The organism is Flavobacterium sp. CECT 9288 (genome assembly GCF_918731615.1).
GTDB lineage: Bacteria > Bacteroidota > Bacteroidia > Flavobacteriales > Flavobacteriaceae > Flavobacterium.
The window spans coordinates 2,109,553-2,124,785 of the sequence record NZ_OU957226.1; the positions used below are offsets into that span (position 1 = coordinate 2,109,553).

The following is a 15,233-nucleotide window of genomic DNA, read 5'->3' on the forward strand; positions in this document are numbered from 1 at the left end:
TTTGAAGCTCTTATACTTACGTAACCATGAAATACTTACACTACTTTTTGCTTTTATTTAGTATTTGTTCTTTGGCACAAAATCAAAATAAATACGATACTTTTTTTGAGAAAGGCAATGGCAATCAATCGGCATCCTACCCAGAAACTATTGCTTATTACAAATTATTGGCAAAAGATTTCCTAACCATTAACATGCAAGAAATGGGGTTAACAGACAGCGGAGAACCACTTCACATGGTTGTTTTTAATCCTGAAAAGCAATTTGATTTTGGAGAAATCCAAAAAAACAAAGCCGTAATCTTGATTAATAACGGTATTCATGCCGGTGAACCAGACGGAATTGATGCTAGTATGCAACTATTTAGAGATTTAGCTTTAGGCAAAATAAAAGCACCCAAAAATTCGGTAATCGTTTGTATACCTGTTTATAATATTGGAGGTGCTTTAAATAGAAATTCGACCTCAAGAGCCAATCAAGACGGACCCGAAGTGTACGGTTTTCGTGGAAACGCAAGAAATTTTGACTTAAATCGGGATTTCATCAAATCAGATACCCGAAACACGAAAAGTTTTGTGGACATTTTCCATAAAATAAATGCCGATGTTTTTATTGACAACCATGTTAGTAATGGATCTGATTACCAGTACAAACTCACTTATATCATGACTCAACACAATAAATTAGGAACTGTTTTAGGTGATTTTTTAAATACTAAAATGATGCCGTCAATTGTAGCTGATTTACAAAAAAAGAAAATAGAAACCACTCCTTACGTAAATGCGTTTCAAGACACTCCTGACAAGGGATTTGCACAATTTTTTGAAAGTCCAAGGTATGCTACTGGATACACTTCACTATTCAATACAATAGGCTTTGTGGTGGAGACACACATGCTGAAAAAATATGCTGATCGTGTAAAAGTTACTTATGAATACATGAAATCAACGATTGATTACACCGATGAAAATTACAAAATCATCAAGGAACTAAGGTTAAAAAACGAAAACCAATATGCTCCAAGGAAAAAATACTCCTTAAAATGGGAAATTGACACCACTAAAACCGAATCATTCTTTTTTAAAGGTTTTGAAGCGAGCTATAAAAAAAGTGACGTTACAACAGGAAATCGACTTTATTACGATCAAAAAAAACCATTTCAAAAAAACATTCCCTACAATAGAGAATACAAATCTGTAAAAGAAATTACAATCCCAGAAGCTTACATTATTCCAAAAGGTTTTTGGCCTGTAATTGATTTATTAAAAAGCAACACCATAACTTATTCTCAACTTAAAAACGATACCATTATTGAAGTAGAAAGTTATAAAATAGCTGATTTTAAAACTAGTAGTTCAGCCTATGAAGGACATTATCTACATCGAAATACAACCGTAAACAATACAATTGAGAAAAAGGCATTCGCCAAAGGTGATTATCTGATTCCTACGCAACAAAAAGGGATTAAATACATTCTTGAAACTTTAGAGCCCGAGGCAGTGGATTCTTTTTTCAATTGGAATTTTTTTGATACAGTACTCCAACAAAAAGAGGGCTATTCTGACTATGTTTTTGAAGATACTGCAACTCAAATTTTTAAAGAAAACCCATCTTTGAAAGCAGAATTTGAAACAAAAAAACAAAATGACGAAGCCTTTTTAAAAAATCCAGAAGCGCAACTAGATTGGATATACAAACATTCGGTTTACTATGAAAAGGCACATTTGCAATATCCTGTGTATCGAGTTTTAAAATAAAAAAAGCTACAATTGAATTATTTATAAAACACGAATTTCACGAATTTCCACTAATTATTTAATGGAAATTCGTGAAATTCGTGTTTAACTTTAATACGTCAGTATAAAACTGCTCAATAACCTTTATATGTTTCCGAAATGCAGCACTATTTCACTAGCTTCTCTTCTTCTTCAAACAATAATTTGATATTTTCATAGGAGTTTTTCAATGCCTCTTTTATTTGTTCTGGATTCATCCAAGCAACTTTTTCAATTCCTTCTTCTAATTGTCCTTGAGGCGTTCCTTCAAAAGTGGACTGCATTTCAAACCAGTGTGTAACTTTCAGCTTATACTTGCCATTTCTTTTAAAAACATGATACGTTTTTTGTAATTTGTGAGAAATTGACAACCCATTTACACCTGTTTCCTCTTCTACTTCGCGCATTGCGGTATCCTCAATATCCTCCCCTTTTTCAATTCCGCCTTTAGGTAAATCCCATTTTCCGTTTCTAAAAATGAATAAAACCTCTCCTTTTTTATTATAGACCAGTCCGCCACCAGCTTTACAAACAGGAATTTTGGCTTTCAAAGTCTTCATAATCAAGGTCTCATCCGGATGATATAAATAGGCTTTATTAATTTTATTTTGAAAAATTTTCACTATAAGATGCTCAATATCAATACTCTCTAGAAGAAACAATTGAAAATCTGTTTCCTTTGAGATGTGATTTGTCAAAAAAAGTGGTTTGTCGTTAACAAAAACTTTATACATTTGTGGTATGATTTTTAATAAAGATACAGCCGAAAAAACAGCCGAATTTCTATTGCAAATAAATGCAATTAAATTGAATCCAAGAAATCCTTTTACATGGGCTTCTGGATGGCAATCCCCAATTTATTGTGATAACCGTTTAATCCTTTCATTTCCAGCCGTTAGAAATTACGTTCGCGATGAATTTTCCAAAAACATTGAGAAACAATTTGGAAAACCTGATGTAATTGCAGGAGTTGCCACAGGAGCAATAGGCATAGGAATGCTTGTAGCAGAGAGTATGGGTTTACCATTTGTATACGTAAGACCTGAACCAAAAAAACATGGCAGACAAAATCAAGTAGAGGGATTTTTACAAAAAGGGCAAAATGTTGTTGTTGTAGAAGACTTAATTAGTACAGGAAACAGCAGTTTACTAGCTGTTGAAGCCTTGAAAGAAGCTGGAGCCAATGTAAAAGGCATGGCAGCTATATTTACCTATGGTTTTAACGTAGCTGAAGAGAATTTTAAAAACGCAAATGTTGATTTGTTCACCTTAAGTAACTATCAAAATCTTTTAAATTTGGCTGTAGCCAAAAGATATATTACTGAAGAAGAAGAACAAACTTTAAGAGAATGGAACGTATCTCCATCAACCTGGAATACAAATGTTTAATTAAAAATTAACTCCCCAAAATATGAACCTAGAAAGCCCAAAAGTAACAGTAGAGAAATCAGCACTTGAATTATTTAACTCATTAAGTGATGTAAAGAATTTTGAAAAATTAATGCCAGACAATATTGCTAAATTTGAAGTAATTGGCGAAGATGCTTTCATTTTTGGACTAAAAGGAATGCCAGAAATTAAATTAAAAATGAAAGAAAAAATAGCACCGAACAAAGTTGTTTTGGGTGCTGCTAGTGACAAACTTCCATTTACACTTGTTGCAAATATTGAGTCTATCTCAGCAGCTAGTAGTAGTGTAAAGCTTGATTTTGAAGGCGATTTTAACCCGATGATGGCAATGATGATTAAAGGCCCAATAGGAAAGTTCATTGAAACTTTGGCTACAAATATGAATAAACTATAATTTTTTATTCTCCAATCATTAAAAAGTCTTTGAGCAATAGCTTAAAGACTTTTTTTTTTAATACAGCATTTGAATTTCTTTGATGTCAAATTCTTGTATAGTGTCATCTTCCAATAAAACTTGAAGTTTTCCTGTACTTGACACCCCTTGAATAATTCCCATAAAAGCCGCTCCATTTGGTAAACTAAAAGCAGTAGGAACCTCTTTTTTAAACAAATATTGAGTGTATAATTTAGTATGTAAGGAATTTGAATCTGGCCAATGATTTGTTTTTTCTTTCATCTCACTAACAATTTCCTGAATTAGTATTGAAATGTTAAATGATGTTGCACTCACACATTCAAGAGAGGAAGCTTTGGGTAAATTTTCAAAGTTAGTTTGGTTCACATTCAAGCCTAAACCTACAATTGAAAAAATAGAACCATCACTTTTTATACTATTTTCAATTAAGATGCCACCTATTTTTTTATTATCTGACATTATGTCGTTAGGCCATTTAATACTTAGTTTAGGGATTTGATGCTTTTCTAAAACAGATATTACAGCCAACGAAACAGCGGTATTCAAATTAAAAATAGAATCTATATTATAAAGAATATTTTTAATCAAAACACTCATTATTAGATTCTTACTTTTTTCAGAAGTCCACACAGCTCCCATTTGACCTTTCCCTTTTGATTGACTTTCAGCAGTAACTACAGTAAAATTTTCTAAGTCTTGTTTACTCGCAAGTCCTTTCAGGAAGTCGTTTGTTGAATCTATGGCATCGAGTTTGATTAGTTTCATATGTAGTTTTTTGTGAAACAGAATTTAATATTGTGTTAAGGTTCAAAAATAATCACAAAAAATGGTAACTTTACAAACTTATATAAAAATAATTCATGGCGAAAAAGACTATAAACAATGATATCCTTCTGGCAAATATCATTAAAGGAATAGAAGAAGTAAAAGGAAATGATATTACCATCCTAGATTTAAGAGAAATTGATACTGCAGTATGTGACTATTTTGTAATCTCAAATGGAAATTCGAATACCCAAGTTAATGCAATTGTAAATTCAATTCAAAAAACAGTTTCTAAAGAATTAAAAGACAAACCATGGCATGTTGAAGGAACAGACAATGCCGAATGGGTGTTAATGGACTATGTAAATATAGCAGTTCATGTATTTCAAAAACACATTAGAGAATATTACAACATCGAAAGTTTATGGGGCGATGCTAAAATAACAACCATAGAAAACAAATACTAAAGACACATATCCGTAGTAATGGCTAAAGAAAATAATCCAAACCCGAATAAGTTTAAGGTAAGCCCATGGCTTGTTTACACTTCAGTAATTTTAATTCTTTTATTCATAAGCATCACTTTCCAAGGAAATGGGCTAAATGAGCCAGGACAACTGAAGTCTTCTGACATTGATAATATGCTAAACAAAGGGCAAATTAAAAATGTCATTATTTTTAATAATAAAGATGCTGAAATTTACCTTTCAGATGCTGCTTTGAAAGATCCTATCAATAAAAAAGTAGCTAAAGATGTTTTTGACAGACCAAGCAAAGGTCCTCACTACACCACAAAATTTGGTGATTTAAAATCTTTTCAAGAAAAATTAGATAAAGCTAAAACTGAAAAAAAATTAGTAAACTATGATTTTAAAGAAGCGAGTAATTGGTCTGATATTTTAATCACTTTTTTACCTATTATAATTATCATAGCAGTTTGGATTTTTATCATGCGTAAAATGTCTGGTGGCGGTACTGGCGGTGGTGGACAAATATTCAATATCGGTAAATCCAAAGCGAAACTTTTTGATGAAAAAACGGACATCAAAACTACATTTAAAGATGTAGCGGGTCTTGAAGGTGCAAAAGAAGAAATACAAGAAATTGTAGAATTTCTTAAAAATCCTGAAAAATATACTAATCTGGGTGGTAAAATACCAAAAGGCGCCTTACTAGTTGGGCCTCCAGGAACAGGAAAAACATTATTAGCCAAAGCTGTTGCCGGGGAAGCTCAAGTACCATTTTTCTCTTTATCAGGATCTGATTTTGTTGAAATGTTTGTTGGTGTAGGTGCATCACGTGTAAGAGACTTATTTAAACAAGCTAAAGAAAAATCACCTGCCATCATTTTCATTGATGAGATTGATGCTGTAGGTAGAGCTAGAGGTAAAAGCAATATGTCAGGCGGTAACGACGAGCGTGAAAATACATTGAACCAATTATTGACAGAAATGGATGGTTTTGGTACCAACTCAAATGTTATTGTACTTGCTGCTACAAACAGAGCTGACGTACTGGATAAAGCTTTAATGCGTGCTGGTCGTTTTGATAGACAAATTTTTGTAGACTTACCAGACATTCGTGAAAGAGCCGAAATATTTAAAGTACATTTAGCTCCTTTGAAAAAAATTGAAGATCTTGATACTGACTTTTTAGCCAAACAAACTCCAGGTTTTTCAGGTGCTGATATTGCAAATGTATGTAACGAAGCTGCTTTAATAGCTGCTAGAAACAACAAATCTGCAGTGGATAAACAAGATTTCTTAGATGCTGTTGATAGAATAGTTGGCGGTTTAGAAAAGAAAAATAAAATTGTAACTCCAGAAGAGAAAAAAGCAATTGCAATACACGAAGCGGGTCACGCAACAGTGAGCTGGATGCTAGAGCACGCTGCTCCTCTTATTAAGGTAACTATTGTCCCTAGAGGTCAAAGTTTAGGTGCAGCTTGGTATCTACCAGAGGAAAGACTAATTGTACGTCCAGACCAAATGCTTGATGAAATGTGTGCTACAATGGGTGGTAGAGCTGCTGAAAAAGTAACATTTGATAGAATCTCTACTGGAGCATTAAGTGACTTAGAGAAAGTAACCAAACAAGCTCGCGCTATGGTTACCGTTTATGGTTTGAATGACAAAATAGGTAACGTTACCTATTATGATTCAACAGGACAAAGTGAGTATAATTTCTCAAAACCGTACTCAGAGGAGACCGCAAAAGTTATTGATGAAGAGATTTCATTGTTGATTGAAAGCCAATACCAAAGAGCGATTCAAATTCTAGAAGATAACAAAGACAAGCTAAATCAACTTGCCAACATCTTAATAGAGAAAGAAGTAATATTTAAAGATGATCTTGAAGCCATTTTTGGAAAAAGAACATTTGACAAAAACCTTGAAGAAGTGGTGTCATAAATAACTCATAATAGCAATTATTTTTAAAATCTTAATTCAAAAATTATTTTTGAATTAAGATTTTTTTATCTTTGAACGGTTTTTATACCTTTAATTATTGTTTTCAAAAATAAATATGAGTCTTTTTAGAAAAATTTTTGGTTCAAGTCATCCTGCTGCTGAAGAGCAAAAAGAAAGTGAATTTAGTACTTACTATAAGGAACCAACTGTGTCTATAGACGAGCAATTTATTTTTAATTTCAAAAAAAACGGTGGTAAATTTTTATACTGTGAAAACAATTTAGAAGTTACCGAGCAGTTTGAAAACATACTTGAAGAAAACGACTGGTTTGAAAGTGAAGTCCTTTGTTACGATCCTGAACTTTTCCAGTTACTTGAAGACAATAAACTTACTTATGACAAACCTGAAAATCCTAAATTTTTGTTGTCTAGTTGTGAAAGTTTGATTGCCGAAGAGGGTTCTATATTGTTTTCATCCAAACAAATCAAACAACACAAACCAAACGATCTCCCTACAAACATGATTATTTTGGCTAAAGCCAGCCAAATAATGGGAACCAAAAGTGACGGTTTAAGTGCCATTAAGAAAAAATACGAAAGAGATTATCCAACTAATATTTCAACTATAAAGTATTTCGAAAAAGCTAAAGAAGAGGACTTCACCCAATATGGAAGTTCCGCAAAGAATCTATATTTACTGCTTTTAGAAGATCTTTAAGATGAATGAAACTCTAAAACGAGGAATATCAGGAGTAGTTTATATTGCATTACTACTCACTTCTATCTTATATTCAACTGAAACTTTTTTTTTACTTTTTGGTATATTTTTACTAATTACCATATACGAATTTTGTAATCTAGTTCAAATTCACAAAGTGTTTCCAATTATTTTTGGTTTTTCCTTGTACACTTCGGTAGCGCTTATTAGTCATTACAACAAAGAAACTGTTTCTTTTTTAAAGACTAATTTTGACTTAGATGTAGACTTAAACATCAATATTCAGCAATTAAATATTGTTCTACTGGTCATTGCTCTTGTTGTAACTTTAAAATGCATTCTATTTTTATTTTACGATTCTATCCAAAAAATTAATACTTCATCAAAATATCTATATCTTTTAGGTTACATCATCCTTCCTTTTGTATTTATTACCAAAATATCTTTTGGAGTTATTGATTACAATCCTAAAATTATCATTGGACTATTTATACTCATTTGGACTAACGATACCTTTGCGTACATTGTTGGTAAATCCATTGGAAAAACAAAATTACTAGAAAAAATATCTCCTAAAAAAACAGTTGAAGGTTTCATGGGCGGACTTGTATTTGCCGTACTTGCAGGATATTTAATTTCAAAATATTATATTAAAGCAAAACCAGAGTTTAGCGATAGATCTATACTAATTTGGACATCTATAGCAGTTATTGTGGGAGTTGCAGGAACAATTGGAGATTTAATTGAATCTAAATTCAAGCGAATTGCAAACGTAAAAGACAGCGGAAACATCATGCCGGGTCATGGAGGTATACTAGATCGACTAGATAGTGTTATATTTGTAGCACCATTAATATTTTTATTCTATCAAATTTTAAATTATGTTTCATAAAGAAGGAACCCAATCTATTTTACTAGGCACCATTTTTACTGCGGTTGTCCTTTTATTGTCTGACAATTTAATTGAGACCAACTGGCTCAAAATGGCTGTTCAAATACTAGCTCTTTTAGTATTGATCATCATCTTACAATTTTTTAGAAACCCTAAAAGAACTGTAATTATTAATGACAACCAAATAATTGCGCCTGTTGATGGTAAAGTAGTAGTAATTGAAGAGGTATATGAAGGAGAATATTTTAAAGATAAAAGACTTCAAGTATCTATTTTCATGTCGCCAATAAATGTTCACGTTACTCGATATGCCTTGAGTGGAATTGTTAAGTTTAGTAAATACCATCCTGGTAAATTTCTTGTTGCTTGGCACCCTAAGGCAAGTGAAGAAAATGAAAGAACAACAATTGTTGTAGAAAACAGTACTTTTGGTGGCGTTTTGTACCGTCAAATTGCTGGAGCACTGGCACGTAGAATTGTAAATTATGCTGTAGAAGGAACTCAAGTTACTCAAGGTACCGATGCTGGATTTATAAAATTTGGTTCAAGAGTTGATATTTTTTTACCTTTGGGAACACCTATTAATGTGGAATTGAACCAAAAGGCTATTGGAGGAAAAACTATTATTGCAACCAAGGCATAATGACCAAAAAGGATTTAGATACTTTATTCCTAGAAGCTGTAGCGAAAGCAGCTGATATGACGCAAGCATCCCTACCACAAGATGTACAATTGCGCTTATATGCTTTTTACAAACAAGCAACTTATGGCACTGTTGATTTAAGACAAAATTCATCCTATCATTTGAGAGATGCATTCAAAACTAACGCTTGGATGCAGATAAGTCATTTATCACCAGATGAAGCCAAACAATATTATATTGAAATCATTGACTCACTAATAAAATCATAATTTACCCATGAAAAAAGCATTTTATGTGTTGCCATTAGTTTGTGCAACAGTTTTTATAGTATCCTGTAATGAGAAAAAATTAATTGAAGTTGTTGAAGTCCCTTTGCCTTCTACCACAGAGCAAAAAACAGTTATGGGCTCGCCTGATAATGTAAAAGCTGATGAAGGTTCTTTTCAATTAGAAAAACTGCCGTATGCATATGATGCGCTAGCTCCGAGCATATCAGCTACTACAATGGAGTTGCATTACTCTAAACATTATTTAAATTACACAAACAATCTAAACAGCTCCATAAAAGGAACTCCACTAGAAAACTTAACCATAGAAGAAGTGCTAGCAAAACTAGATCCTAATGATGCAGGGCTGCGTAATAATGCGGGAGGATATTACAACCACAGTTTGTTTTGGAAATGTATGGGACCAAAAGCTGGCGGTGAACCAAAAAACACTTTGGCTAGTGCCATGATAACTGATTTTGGATCTTACGGTAATTTTATGTCTCTTTTTAAAGATGAAGCTACAAAACATTTTGGATCAGGTTGGGTTTGGCTTATAGTAGATAAAACGGGTAAATTACAAGTTACAACAACTACAAATCAAGACAATCCTTTGATGCGAAATGCTATTGTTCCGGGAACACCAATTCTTGCACTTGACTTATGGGAACATGCCTATTATATGGATTATCAATACCGAAGAAAAAACTACGTTGATAATTTTTTTAATATTATCAACTGGAATAAAATTGAAGAAAACTATACGGCGGTAGCCATAAAATAGTTCTCTTAAAAAGAAAAAAAAAGCTGCTAAAAATTTTAGCAGCTTTTTTTCATCCTTACAGTTGTAATATGAAAGATTCTAATGGATTAATCTTTATTTGCAAGGTTCCTTCTCCTTGAGAAACTCTTAATTGAGAAGAATACACTTGATACAATTGATCTTTTACAGTATATAGACCATCTATTAATTGCCACTTTTTAATGAGGTCTTTTGAAATTTTAAGTTCAAAAGTACTTGTGGTCACTGATGAAAAATTAGTAACAACAATTAATTTTTGCTCTGTAGACCAACGGACAAAAGAAAAAATACTTTCGTCATAACCTTTTGTAAATTGACGGTTTTGAGTATGCAACTCCTGATAATCGCCCATCAATGCGGAACTATTCAAAGAAAAGTTAAGAAGTCTTTTGTAAAAATCTCGCAACTCTTTTTCGTTTGCTGTTAATAACGCTCCATCAAATTTGCCATTATTCATCCAGCGCTGGTGATTTGGCACACCAACATAATCAAAAATGGATGTTCTTGAATGTGTTCCAAATCCAGCATTCTCATTGCCTGCTTCTCCAACTTCTTGACCAAAATAAACCATAGTAGGTGCTGAACTTATGGTTGTTGAAACTACCATCAATGGTTTTCCTTTTTCAGCTGATCCAGCAAATTCTGGACTTGCTAAGCGTTGCTCATCATGATTGTCTAGAAAATGAAGCATGTGGTTTTCAATGTCTTTTAAACCATTCTGAATTTCTACCAACCGATCTGGTGTAGCTTGACCTTTTATGATGGCTTTCAAGGCGTCATAAGTCTCCACTTTGTCATACAAATAATCCATTTTACCTAGATGAATGTAATTTCTATACTCTTTTGGGTTGTAAACTTCGGCTAATAGAAAAGCTTCCGGATTTTTCATTTTAATGGCTGAATTCATATAACTCCAAAATTCATACGGTACCATTTCGGCCATGTCAAATCGGAAACCATCTACCCCTTTTGCTGTCCAATACAAAGCTATGTCTTTGAATTTAACCCACGAATTGGGTACATTTTTATTTTTCCAAAATTCAAAATGCTCCTGAACTGTTTTTTTGTCATATCGTGCTGGAAGTTCTGGAAAATCTTTGGACCCATCCGGACGAATACCATAATTTACTTTTACGGTCTCGTACCAATCATTCTTATCTGGTTTTGCCTTTCGGGAGCCATTTCCAGTCCATTTTGCTGGATTTTCTTCAAATTTTCCATCAACCAACGGATGAACTTCTCCGTTTAAAGGTGCATTCGTATCAGGAACTTCAAATTTAGCATTTGGAATATAATAAAAGTTGTTATCTCTTTTATACTCAAAAGTAGTATCATCATCAGCACCAAAATCCCAAACTCCTGCCGGATTGTTTTTACCCTCGTACTTGCGCGCTAAGTGATTTGGTACAATATCAATAATCACTTTTAATCCCGCTTGATGCGTTCTATCAATAAGGGCTTCAAATTCTTGCAATCGGTTTTCAGGATTTACTGCTAAATCTGGGTTCACATTGTAATAATCTTTTACAGCATAAGGCGATCCTGCTCTACCTTTCACGACTTCTGGGTCATCATTAGAAATTCCGATAGCAGTATAATCCCGAATTAAAGCATGATGCGGCACTCCCGTGTACCAAATATGACTTACGCCTAAATCCTTTATTTCTTGCAAGGCTGTTGCTGTAAAATCGTTGAACTTCCCTACTCCATTTTCTTCAATAGTTCCCCAAGGTTTGTTGGTAGTATTTTTATTTCCAAATAATCGCGTAAAAACTTGATACACGACTTCTTTTTTACGTGCAACAGGTTCTTTTTGAGTTGTATTCATTTTTAAATCAGTTGTTTTGCAGGCTATTGCCAATAATCCCATGCCTACACCCGCAACAATAGTTCTTTTTTTCATCATAGTTATCATTAATGCTAATGTCAATAGGTCTTGTACCAATTGGACATCAGATTTTAAATTTAATATTTTTAAAATAAGATGGCGTGAAAAACAATTAAAATTATACCGTTATAAGTGCTAGTGAACAAACTACAACGAAAGAGTAGTTTTATTTGTTGATAACTTTTAGCAGTTAAACCTATCCTTTAAAGCCCGTTTTGACTAATTATAAATAAATCCTAATATGGATTAGGATTGTTTCCTTTTTCATAAATTTGACAAAAATTAGATCCATTGAAAAAAACACTTTTTTTCCTTACTCAACTAGCCATTTTATTGATTTCGCAGTTTGTTTTGGCGCAAGCCCCAAAAATATTAGTTATTGAAAATGCCGATTTTCAAGAAGTTAATGAACTTGAAGTCCCAGATGGGCTTTTATTAATGGGAAACGTTCGTATAAGTCACGACGGTATTGTACTTACTTGTAACAAAGCGTATTATTTTTCAAAAGAAAAGTATATCAAAGCTTTTGGAAATGTACAAATGGTACAAGGAGATACTTTGTTTTTGAATAGTAAATATGCGGAGTATAATGCTACTGTAAAAAAAGCATATGCTTCTGGTGACGCAGTTATGAGTTCGCCAGACGCAACGTTGGTAACAGATATTATCAATTTTGACCGAAATATTCAAGAAGCTTATTACGATACACCGGGAACTATTACCAATAAAGACAATACACTTAAGAGTAATTCAGGTAGGTATTATGTAAAAGAAAAAAAGTTTCGATTTTTGACATCGGTCACGATTACCAATCCTACGTATGTGATCAAATCAAATCATTTGGATTATTTTAGTAATTCAGGACATTCGTATCTTTTAGGACCCTCAACAATCACTAGTAAAGCCAATTACATTTACACCGAAAAAGGATTTTATGATACCAAAAAAAATCTAGCACACTTCCTAAACAAATCTTATATCAAATATGACGATAGAGTGATTAAGGGTGACAGTTTGTATTATGATCGAAACAGAGAATTTGCATCGGCGACTCGAAATGTAAAAATAACAGATTCTATTAACCGCGGTATTGTAAAAGGGCATTATGCCGAAGTGTTTAAAAAACAAGATTCTATGTATGTTACAAAAAGAGCCGTAGCAGTAAATTTTGTCGAAAATGACTCGGTTTATATTCACGGAAAAAAACTAATGGTTACTGGAAAAGAAGGAAACAGAATCATTAGAGCCTTTAATAACGTCCGATTTTTCAAAAAGGATATGAGCGGAAAATGTGATTCGATACATTCTAGTACTAAAATGGGACTGACAAAAATGATAGGAAATCCAATACTTTGGAACGCTGAAAACCAAATTACGGGTGACATTATGCATTTGATAGGAGATAAAACCACTCAAAAATTAGACTCCCTTAAAGTACTCGAAAACACTTTTATTCTCTCAAAAGACACTTTGGGAACAGGATACAATCAAGTCAAGGGACAAAATCTATATGGAAAATTTCTAGAAGGAAAATTACACGATGTTGATATTATTAAAAACGCAGAAGTCATTTACTACATGCGTAATGAAGCACAAGAATTAATAGGTATTAACAAAAATAAAAGCAGTAAAATAAATTTAGTATTAGCTGATAATGAGATCGAAACCATTACTTTTTTTCAAGATGTAGATGGCGATATTTTCCCCGAAAACGAACTGCCCGAAAATGCAAGAAAACTAAGAGGATTAGTATGGCGAGGCGATGAACGTATAAAATCAAAGGACGATATTTTTCCTCCCGAAGAAAATGAAGACAATGAAAAAATTGCCAAAGCCACTAAATCAGCTCAAGGTAAAGGGAATATTCCGATGAAAATTAGGAAAGAAACGCTGAATTACGATAAAAAGAAAGTTAAGAAGTAGTCTTAGTTTGCAATCACAGTACACAGTCACAGTTTACAGTCACAGTGAACAGCGAACAGTATCATTTTTTAGTAAACAGTTACATTAAAAGTTACCTATTACAAAAAAGTATCAAATAAACGATTAAACAATAATTTGTGAACACAGATTTTTTAAAATACCAAGCACAAACTTCACCCTATCCGCTAGGCATGGAGGTGTCACACGCTATAGGGTCTTACATCTACGCAACAGATTCTAGAAAATACCTAGATTTTGTAGCAGGCGTATCAGCCTGTGCCTTAGGCCACCAGCATCCTAGAGTCAACCAAGCCATAAAAGATCAATTAGATAAATATTCACACGTAATGGTATACGGCGAATATTCTCAAAGTCCAGCTGTAGCTTATTGCAAATTGTTAGCCTCATTATTGCCAGCACCTTTAGACAAAACCTATCTGGTTAATTCAGGCACAGAGGCCATAGAAGGAGCCTTAAAACTAGCCCGAAGAACCACAGGAAGAAGTCAATTGATTTCGTGTCACAACGCGTATCACGGCAACACCATGGGTTCAATGAGTGTCATGGGATTTGAAGAGCGCAAACAAGTCTTTCGACCGTTGATCCCTGATGTGGAGTTTATCACGTTTAATGACGAAGCTGATTTACTTAAAATAACGCACAAAACAGCAGGAGTATTATTAGAAACCATTCAAGGTGGAGCGGGATTCATTCAACCCCACAATGACTATCTCAAAAAAGTGAGAGAACGCTGTGATGAAGTAGGTGCCATGATGATTCTGGATGAAATTCAACCGGGTTTTGGTAGAACCGGAAAACTTTTTGGTTTCCAAAATTACGATGTTGTTCCTGATATTGTTGTCATGGGAAAAGGCATGGGTGGCGGAATGCCTGTTGGTGCTTTTACAGCTTCATCAGCACAAATGGATTTGTTGAGTGACAATCCAAAATTAGGGCACATAACTACCTTTGGAGGACATCCTGTCATAGCGGCAGCCTGCTTAGCTACTTTGCAAGAAATTACAGAAACTAATATCATGCAGGAATCTCTTGAGAAAGAAAAATTATTTAGATCGCTTTTGGTACATCCTTTGATACAAGAAATAAGAGGTAAAGGATTGATGCTAGCCGCCATGACTAAAAGCCCTGATATCACAAACGAGGTTATTTTAAAATGTCAAGATAGAGGACTTATTTTATTCTGGCTCCTTTTTGAAGGATGCGCCATCAGGATTACGCCCCCGTTAACCATTTCGGAGGAAGAAATACGAGAAGGTTGTAGTATTATTCTAGAAGTGATGGATGAAATGATGAATAAGAATTAA

At 33.5% G+C, this 15,233-nt stretch carries 15 protein-coding genes; 12 read left to right on the plus strand and 3 right to left on the minus strand.

Features of this window, described 5'->3' with window-relative positions; all coding sequences use genetic code 11:
• The first annotated feature begins 26 nt into the window (after positions 1-26).
• Positions 27-1,757 carry a M14 family metallopeptidase gene (locus LQ189_RS09285; RefSeq protein WP_230156091.1) on the plus strand — a complete coding sequence of 577 codons (1,731 nt, stop codon included), beginning with the start codon at positions 27-29 and terminating at the stop codon, positions 1,755-1,757.
• Between the two features lie 146 nt (positions 1,758-1,903).
• Here the strand turns inward: LQ189_RS09285 and LQ189_RS09290 are convergent, their stop codons facing one another.
• The gene (locus LQ189_RS09290; RefSeq protein ID WP_230156093.1) at positions 1,904-2,509 is read right to left on the minus strand and encodes an NUDIX hydrolase; all 606 of its coding nucleotides are present in this window, start codon (positions 2,507-2,509) and stop codon (positions 1,904-1,906) included.
• Between the two features lie 7 nt (positions 2,510-2,516).
• On the opposite strand from LQ189_RS09290, the gene pyrE reads away from it, so the two are divergent.
• Both pyrE and LQ189_RS09300 read left to right on the plus strand, forming a co-directional pair.
• Positions 2,517-3,164 (plus strand): orotate phosphoribosyltransferase, encoded by a 648-nt coding sequence (pyrE, locus tag LQ189_RS09295; RefSeq protein ID WP_230156095.1) that lies wholly within the window; start codon positions 2,517-2,519, stop codon positions 3,162-3,164.
• 22 nt (positions 3,165-3,186) lie between these two features.
• Positions 3,187-3,579, plus strand: a complete 393-nt coding sequence (locus LQ189_RS09300; protein ID WP_230156097.1) for an SRPBCC family protein — start codon at positions 3,187-3,189, stop codon at positions 3,577-3,579.
• A gap of 57 nt (positions 3,580-3,636) precedes the next feature.
• Here LQ189_RS09300 and LQ189_RS09305 read toward each other — a convergent pair whose 3' ends face one another.
• Positions 3,637-4,365: a biotin--[acetyl-CoA-carboxylase] ligase gene (locus LQ189_RS09305; RefSeq protein ID WP_230156099.1), complete on the minus strand. Its 729-nt coding sequence runs from the start codon at positions 4,363-4,365 to the stop codon at positions 3,637-3,639.
• 95 nt (positions 4,366-4,460) lie between these two features.
• On the opposite strand from LQ189_RS09305, the gene rsfS reads away from it, so the two are divergent.
• From rsfS to LQ189_RS09340, 7 genes are all read left to right on the plus strand, one after another.
• The gene (gene rsfS, locus LQ189_RS09310) at positions 4,461-4,832 is read left to right on the plus strand and encodes a ribosome silencing factor (RefSeq protein ID WP_230156108.1); all 372 of its coding nucleotides are present in this window, start codon (positions 4,461-4,463) and stop codon (positions 4,830-4,832) included.
• 18 nt (positions 4,833-4,850) lie between these two features.
• Positions 4,851-6,776: an ATP-dependent zinc metalloprotease FtsH gene (ftsH, locus tag LQ189_RS09315; RefSeq protein ID WP_230156110.1), complete on the plus strand. Its 1,926-nt coding sequence runs from the start codon at positions 4,851-4,853 to the stop codon at positions 6,774-6,776.
• 115 nt (positions 6,777-6,891) lie between these two features.
• The gene (locus LQ189_RS09320; protein WP_230156112.1) at positions 6,892-7,494 is read left to right on the plus strand and encodes a lactate utilization protein; all 603 of its coding nucleotides are present in this window, start codon (positions 6,892-6,894) and stop codon (positions 7,492-7,494) included.
• Position 7,495: 1 nt separating this feature from the next.
• On the plus strand, positions 7,496-8,386 hold the full coding sequence (locus LQ189_RS09325) for a phosphatidate cytidylyltransferase (RefSeq protein ID WP_230156114.1): 891 nt from the start codon (positions 7,496-7,498) through the stop codon (positions 8,384-8,386).
• Positions 8,376-9,029, plus strand: coding sequence for a phosphatidylserine decarboxylase family protein (locus LQ189_RS09330; protein WP_230156116.1), 654 nt, complete (start codon positions 8,376-8,378; stop codon positions 9,027-9,029). The genes LQ189_RS09325 and LQ189_RS09330 overlap by 11 nt, the downstream gene beginning before the upstream one ends.
• Complete coding sequence (locus LQ189_RS09335; RefSeq protein ID WP_230156118.1) at positions 9,029-9,298, plus strand: acyl-CoA-binding protein; 270 nt, start codon at positions 9,029-9,031, stop codon at positions 9,296-9,298. Before LQ189_RS09330 ends, LQ189_RS09335 begins: the two co-directional genes overlap by 1 nt.
• A 7-nt stretch (positions 9,299-9,305) precedes the next feature.
• Positions 9,306-10,079, plus strand: coding sequence for a superoxide dismutase (locus LQ189_RS09340; protein WP_230156120.1), 774 nt, complete (start codon positions 9,306-9,308; stop codon positions 10,077-10,079).
• A gap of 55 nt (positions 10,080-10,134) precedes the next feature.
• On the opposite strand, the gene LQ189_RS09345 is transcribed toward LQ189_RS09340, so the two are convergent.
• Entirely contained in the window at positions 10,135-12,003 is a 1,869-nt protein-coding gene (locus LQ189_RS09345; RefSeq protein ID WP_230158654.1) for an alpha-amylase family protein, read from the minus strand.
• Positions 12,004-12,276: 273 nt separating this feature from the next.
• Here LQ189_RS09345 and LQ189_RS09350 point away from each other — a divergent pair, with 273 nt between their 5' ends.
• On the plus strand, positions 12,277-13,908 hold the full coding sequence (locus LQ189_RS09350; RefSeq protein WP_086453120.1) for an OstA-like protein: 1,632 nt from the start codon (positions 12,277-12,279) through the stop codon (positions 13,906-13,908).
• 137 nt (positions 13,909-14,045) lie between these two features.
• Positions 14,046-15,233: an aspartate aminotransferase family protein gene (locus LQ189_RS09355; RefSeq protein WP_230156122.1), complete on the plus strand. Its 1,188-nt coding sequence runs from the start codon at positions 14,046-14,048 to the stop codon at positions 15,231-15,233.

Coding starts and splice junctions, on each gene's coding strand:
- LQ189_RS09285 (WP_230156091.1), top strand. CDS start 27: ATGAAATACTTACACTACTTTTTGCTTTTATTTAGTATTTGTTCTTTG.
- LQ189_RS09290 (WP_230156093.1), bottom strand. CDS start 2,509: ATGTATAAAGTTTTTGTTAACGACAAACCACTTTTTTTGACAAATCAC.
- pyrE (WP_230156095.1), top strand. CDS start 2,517: ATGATTTTTAATAAAGATACAGCCGAAAAAACAGCCGAATTTCTATTG.
- LQ189_RS09300 (WP_230156097.1), top strand. CDS start 3,187: ATGAACCTAGAAAGCCCAAAAGTAACAGTAGAGAAATCAGCACTTGAA.
- LQ189_RS09305 (WP_230156099.1), bottom strand. CDS start 4,365: ATGAAACTAATCAAACTCGATGCCATAGATTCAACAAACGACTTCCTG.
- rsfS (WP_230156108.1), top strand. CDS start 4,461: ATGGCGAAAAAGACTATAAACAATGATATCCTTCTGGCAAATATCATT.
- ftsH (WP_230156110.1), top strand. CDS start 4,851: ATGGCTAAAGAAAATAATCCAAACCCGAATAAGTTTAAGGTAAGCCCA.
- LQ189_RS09320 (WP_230156112.1), top strand. CDS start 6,892: ATGAGTCTTTTTAGAAAAATTTTTGGTTCAAGTCATCCTGCTGCTGAA.
- LQ189_RS09325 (WP_230156114.1), top strand. CDS start 7,496: ATGAATGAAACTCTAAAACGAGGAATATCAGGAGTAGTTTATATTGCA.
- LQ189_RS09330 (WP_230156116.1), top strand. CDS start 8,376: ATGTTTCATAAAGAAGGAACCCAATCTATTTTACTAGGCACCATTTTT.
- LQ189_RS09335 (WP_230156118.1), top strand. CDS start 9,029: ATGACCAAAAAGGATTTAGATACTTTATTCCTAGAAGCTGTAGCGAAA.
- LQ189_RS09340 (WP_230156120.1), top strand. CDS start 9,306: ATGAAAAAAGCATTTTATGTGTTGCCATTAGTTTGTGCAACAGTTTTT.
- LQ189_RS09345 (WP_230158654.1), bottom strand. CDS start 12,003: ATGATGAAAAAAAGAACTATTGTTGCGGGTGTAGGCATGGGATTATTG.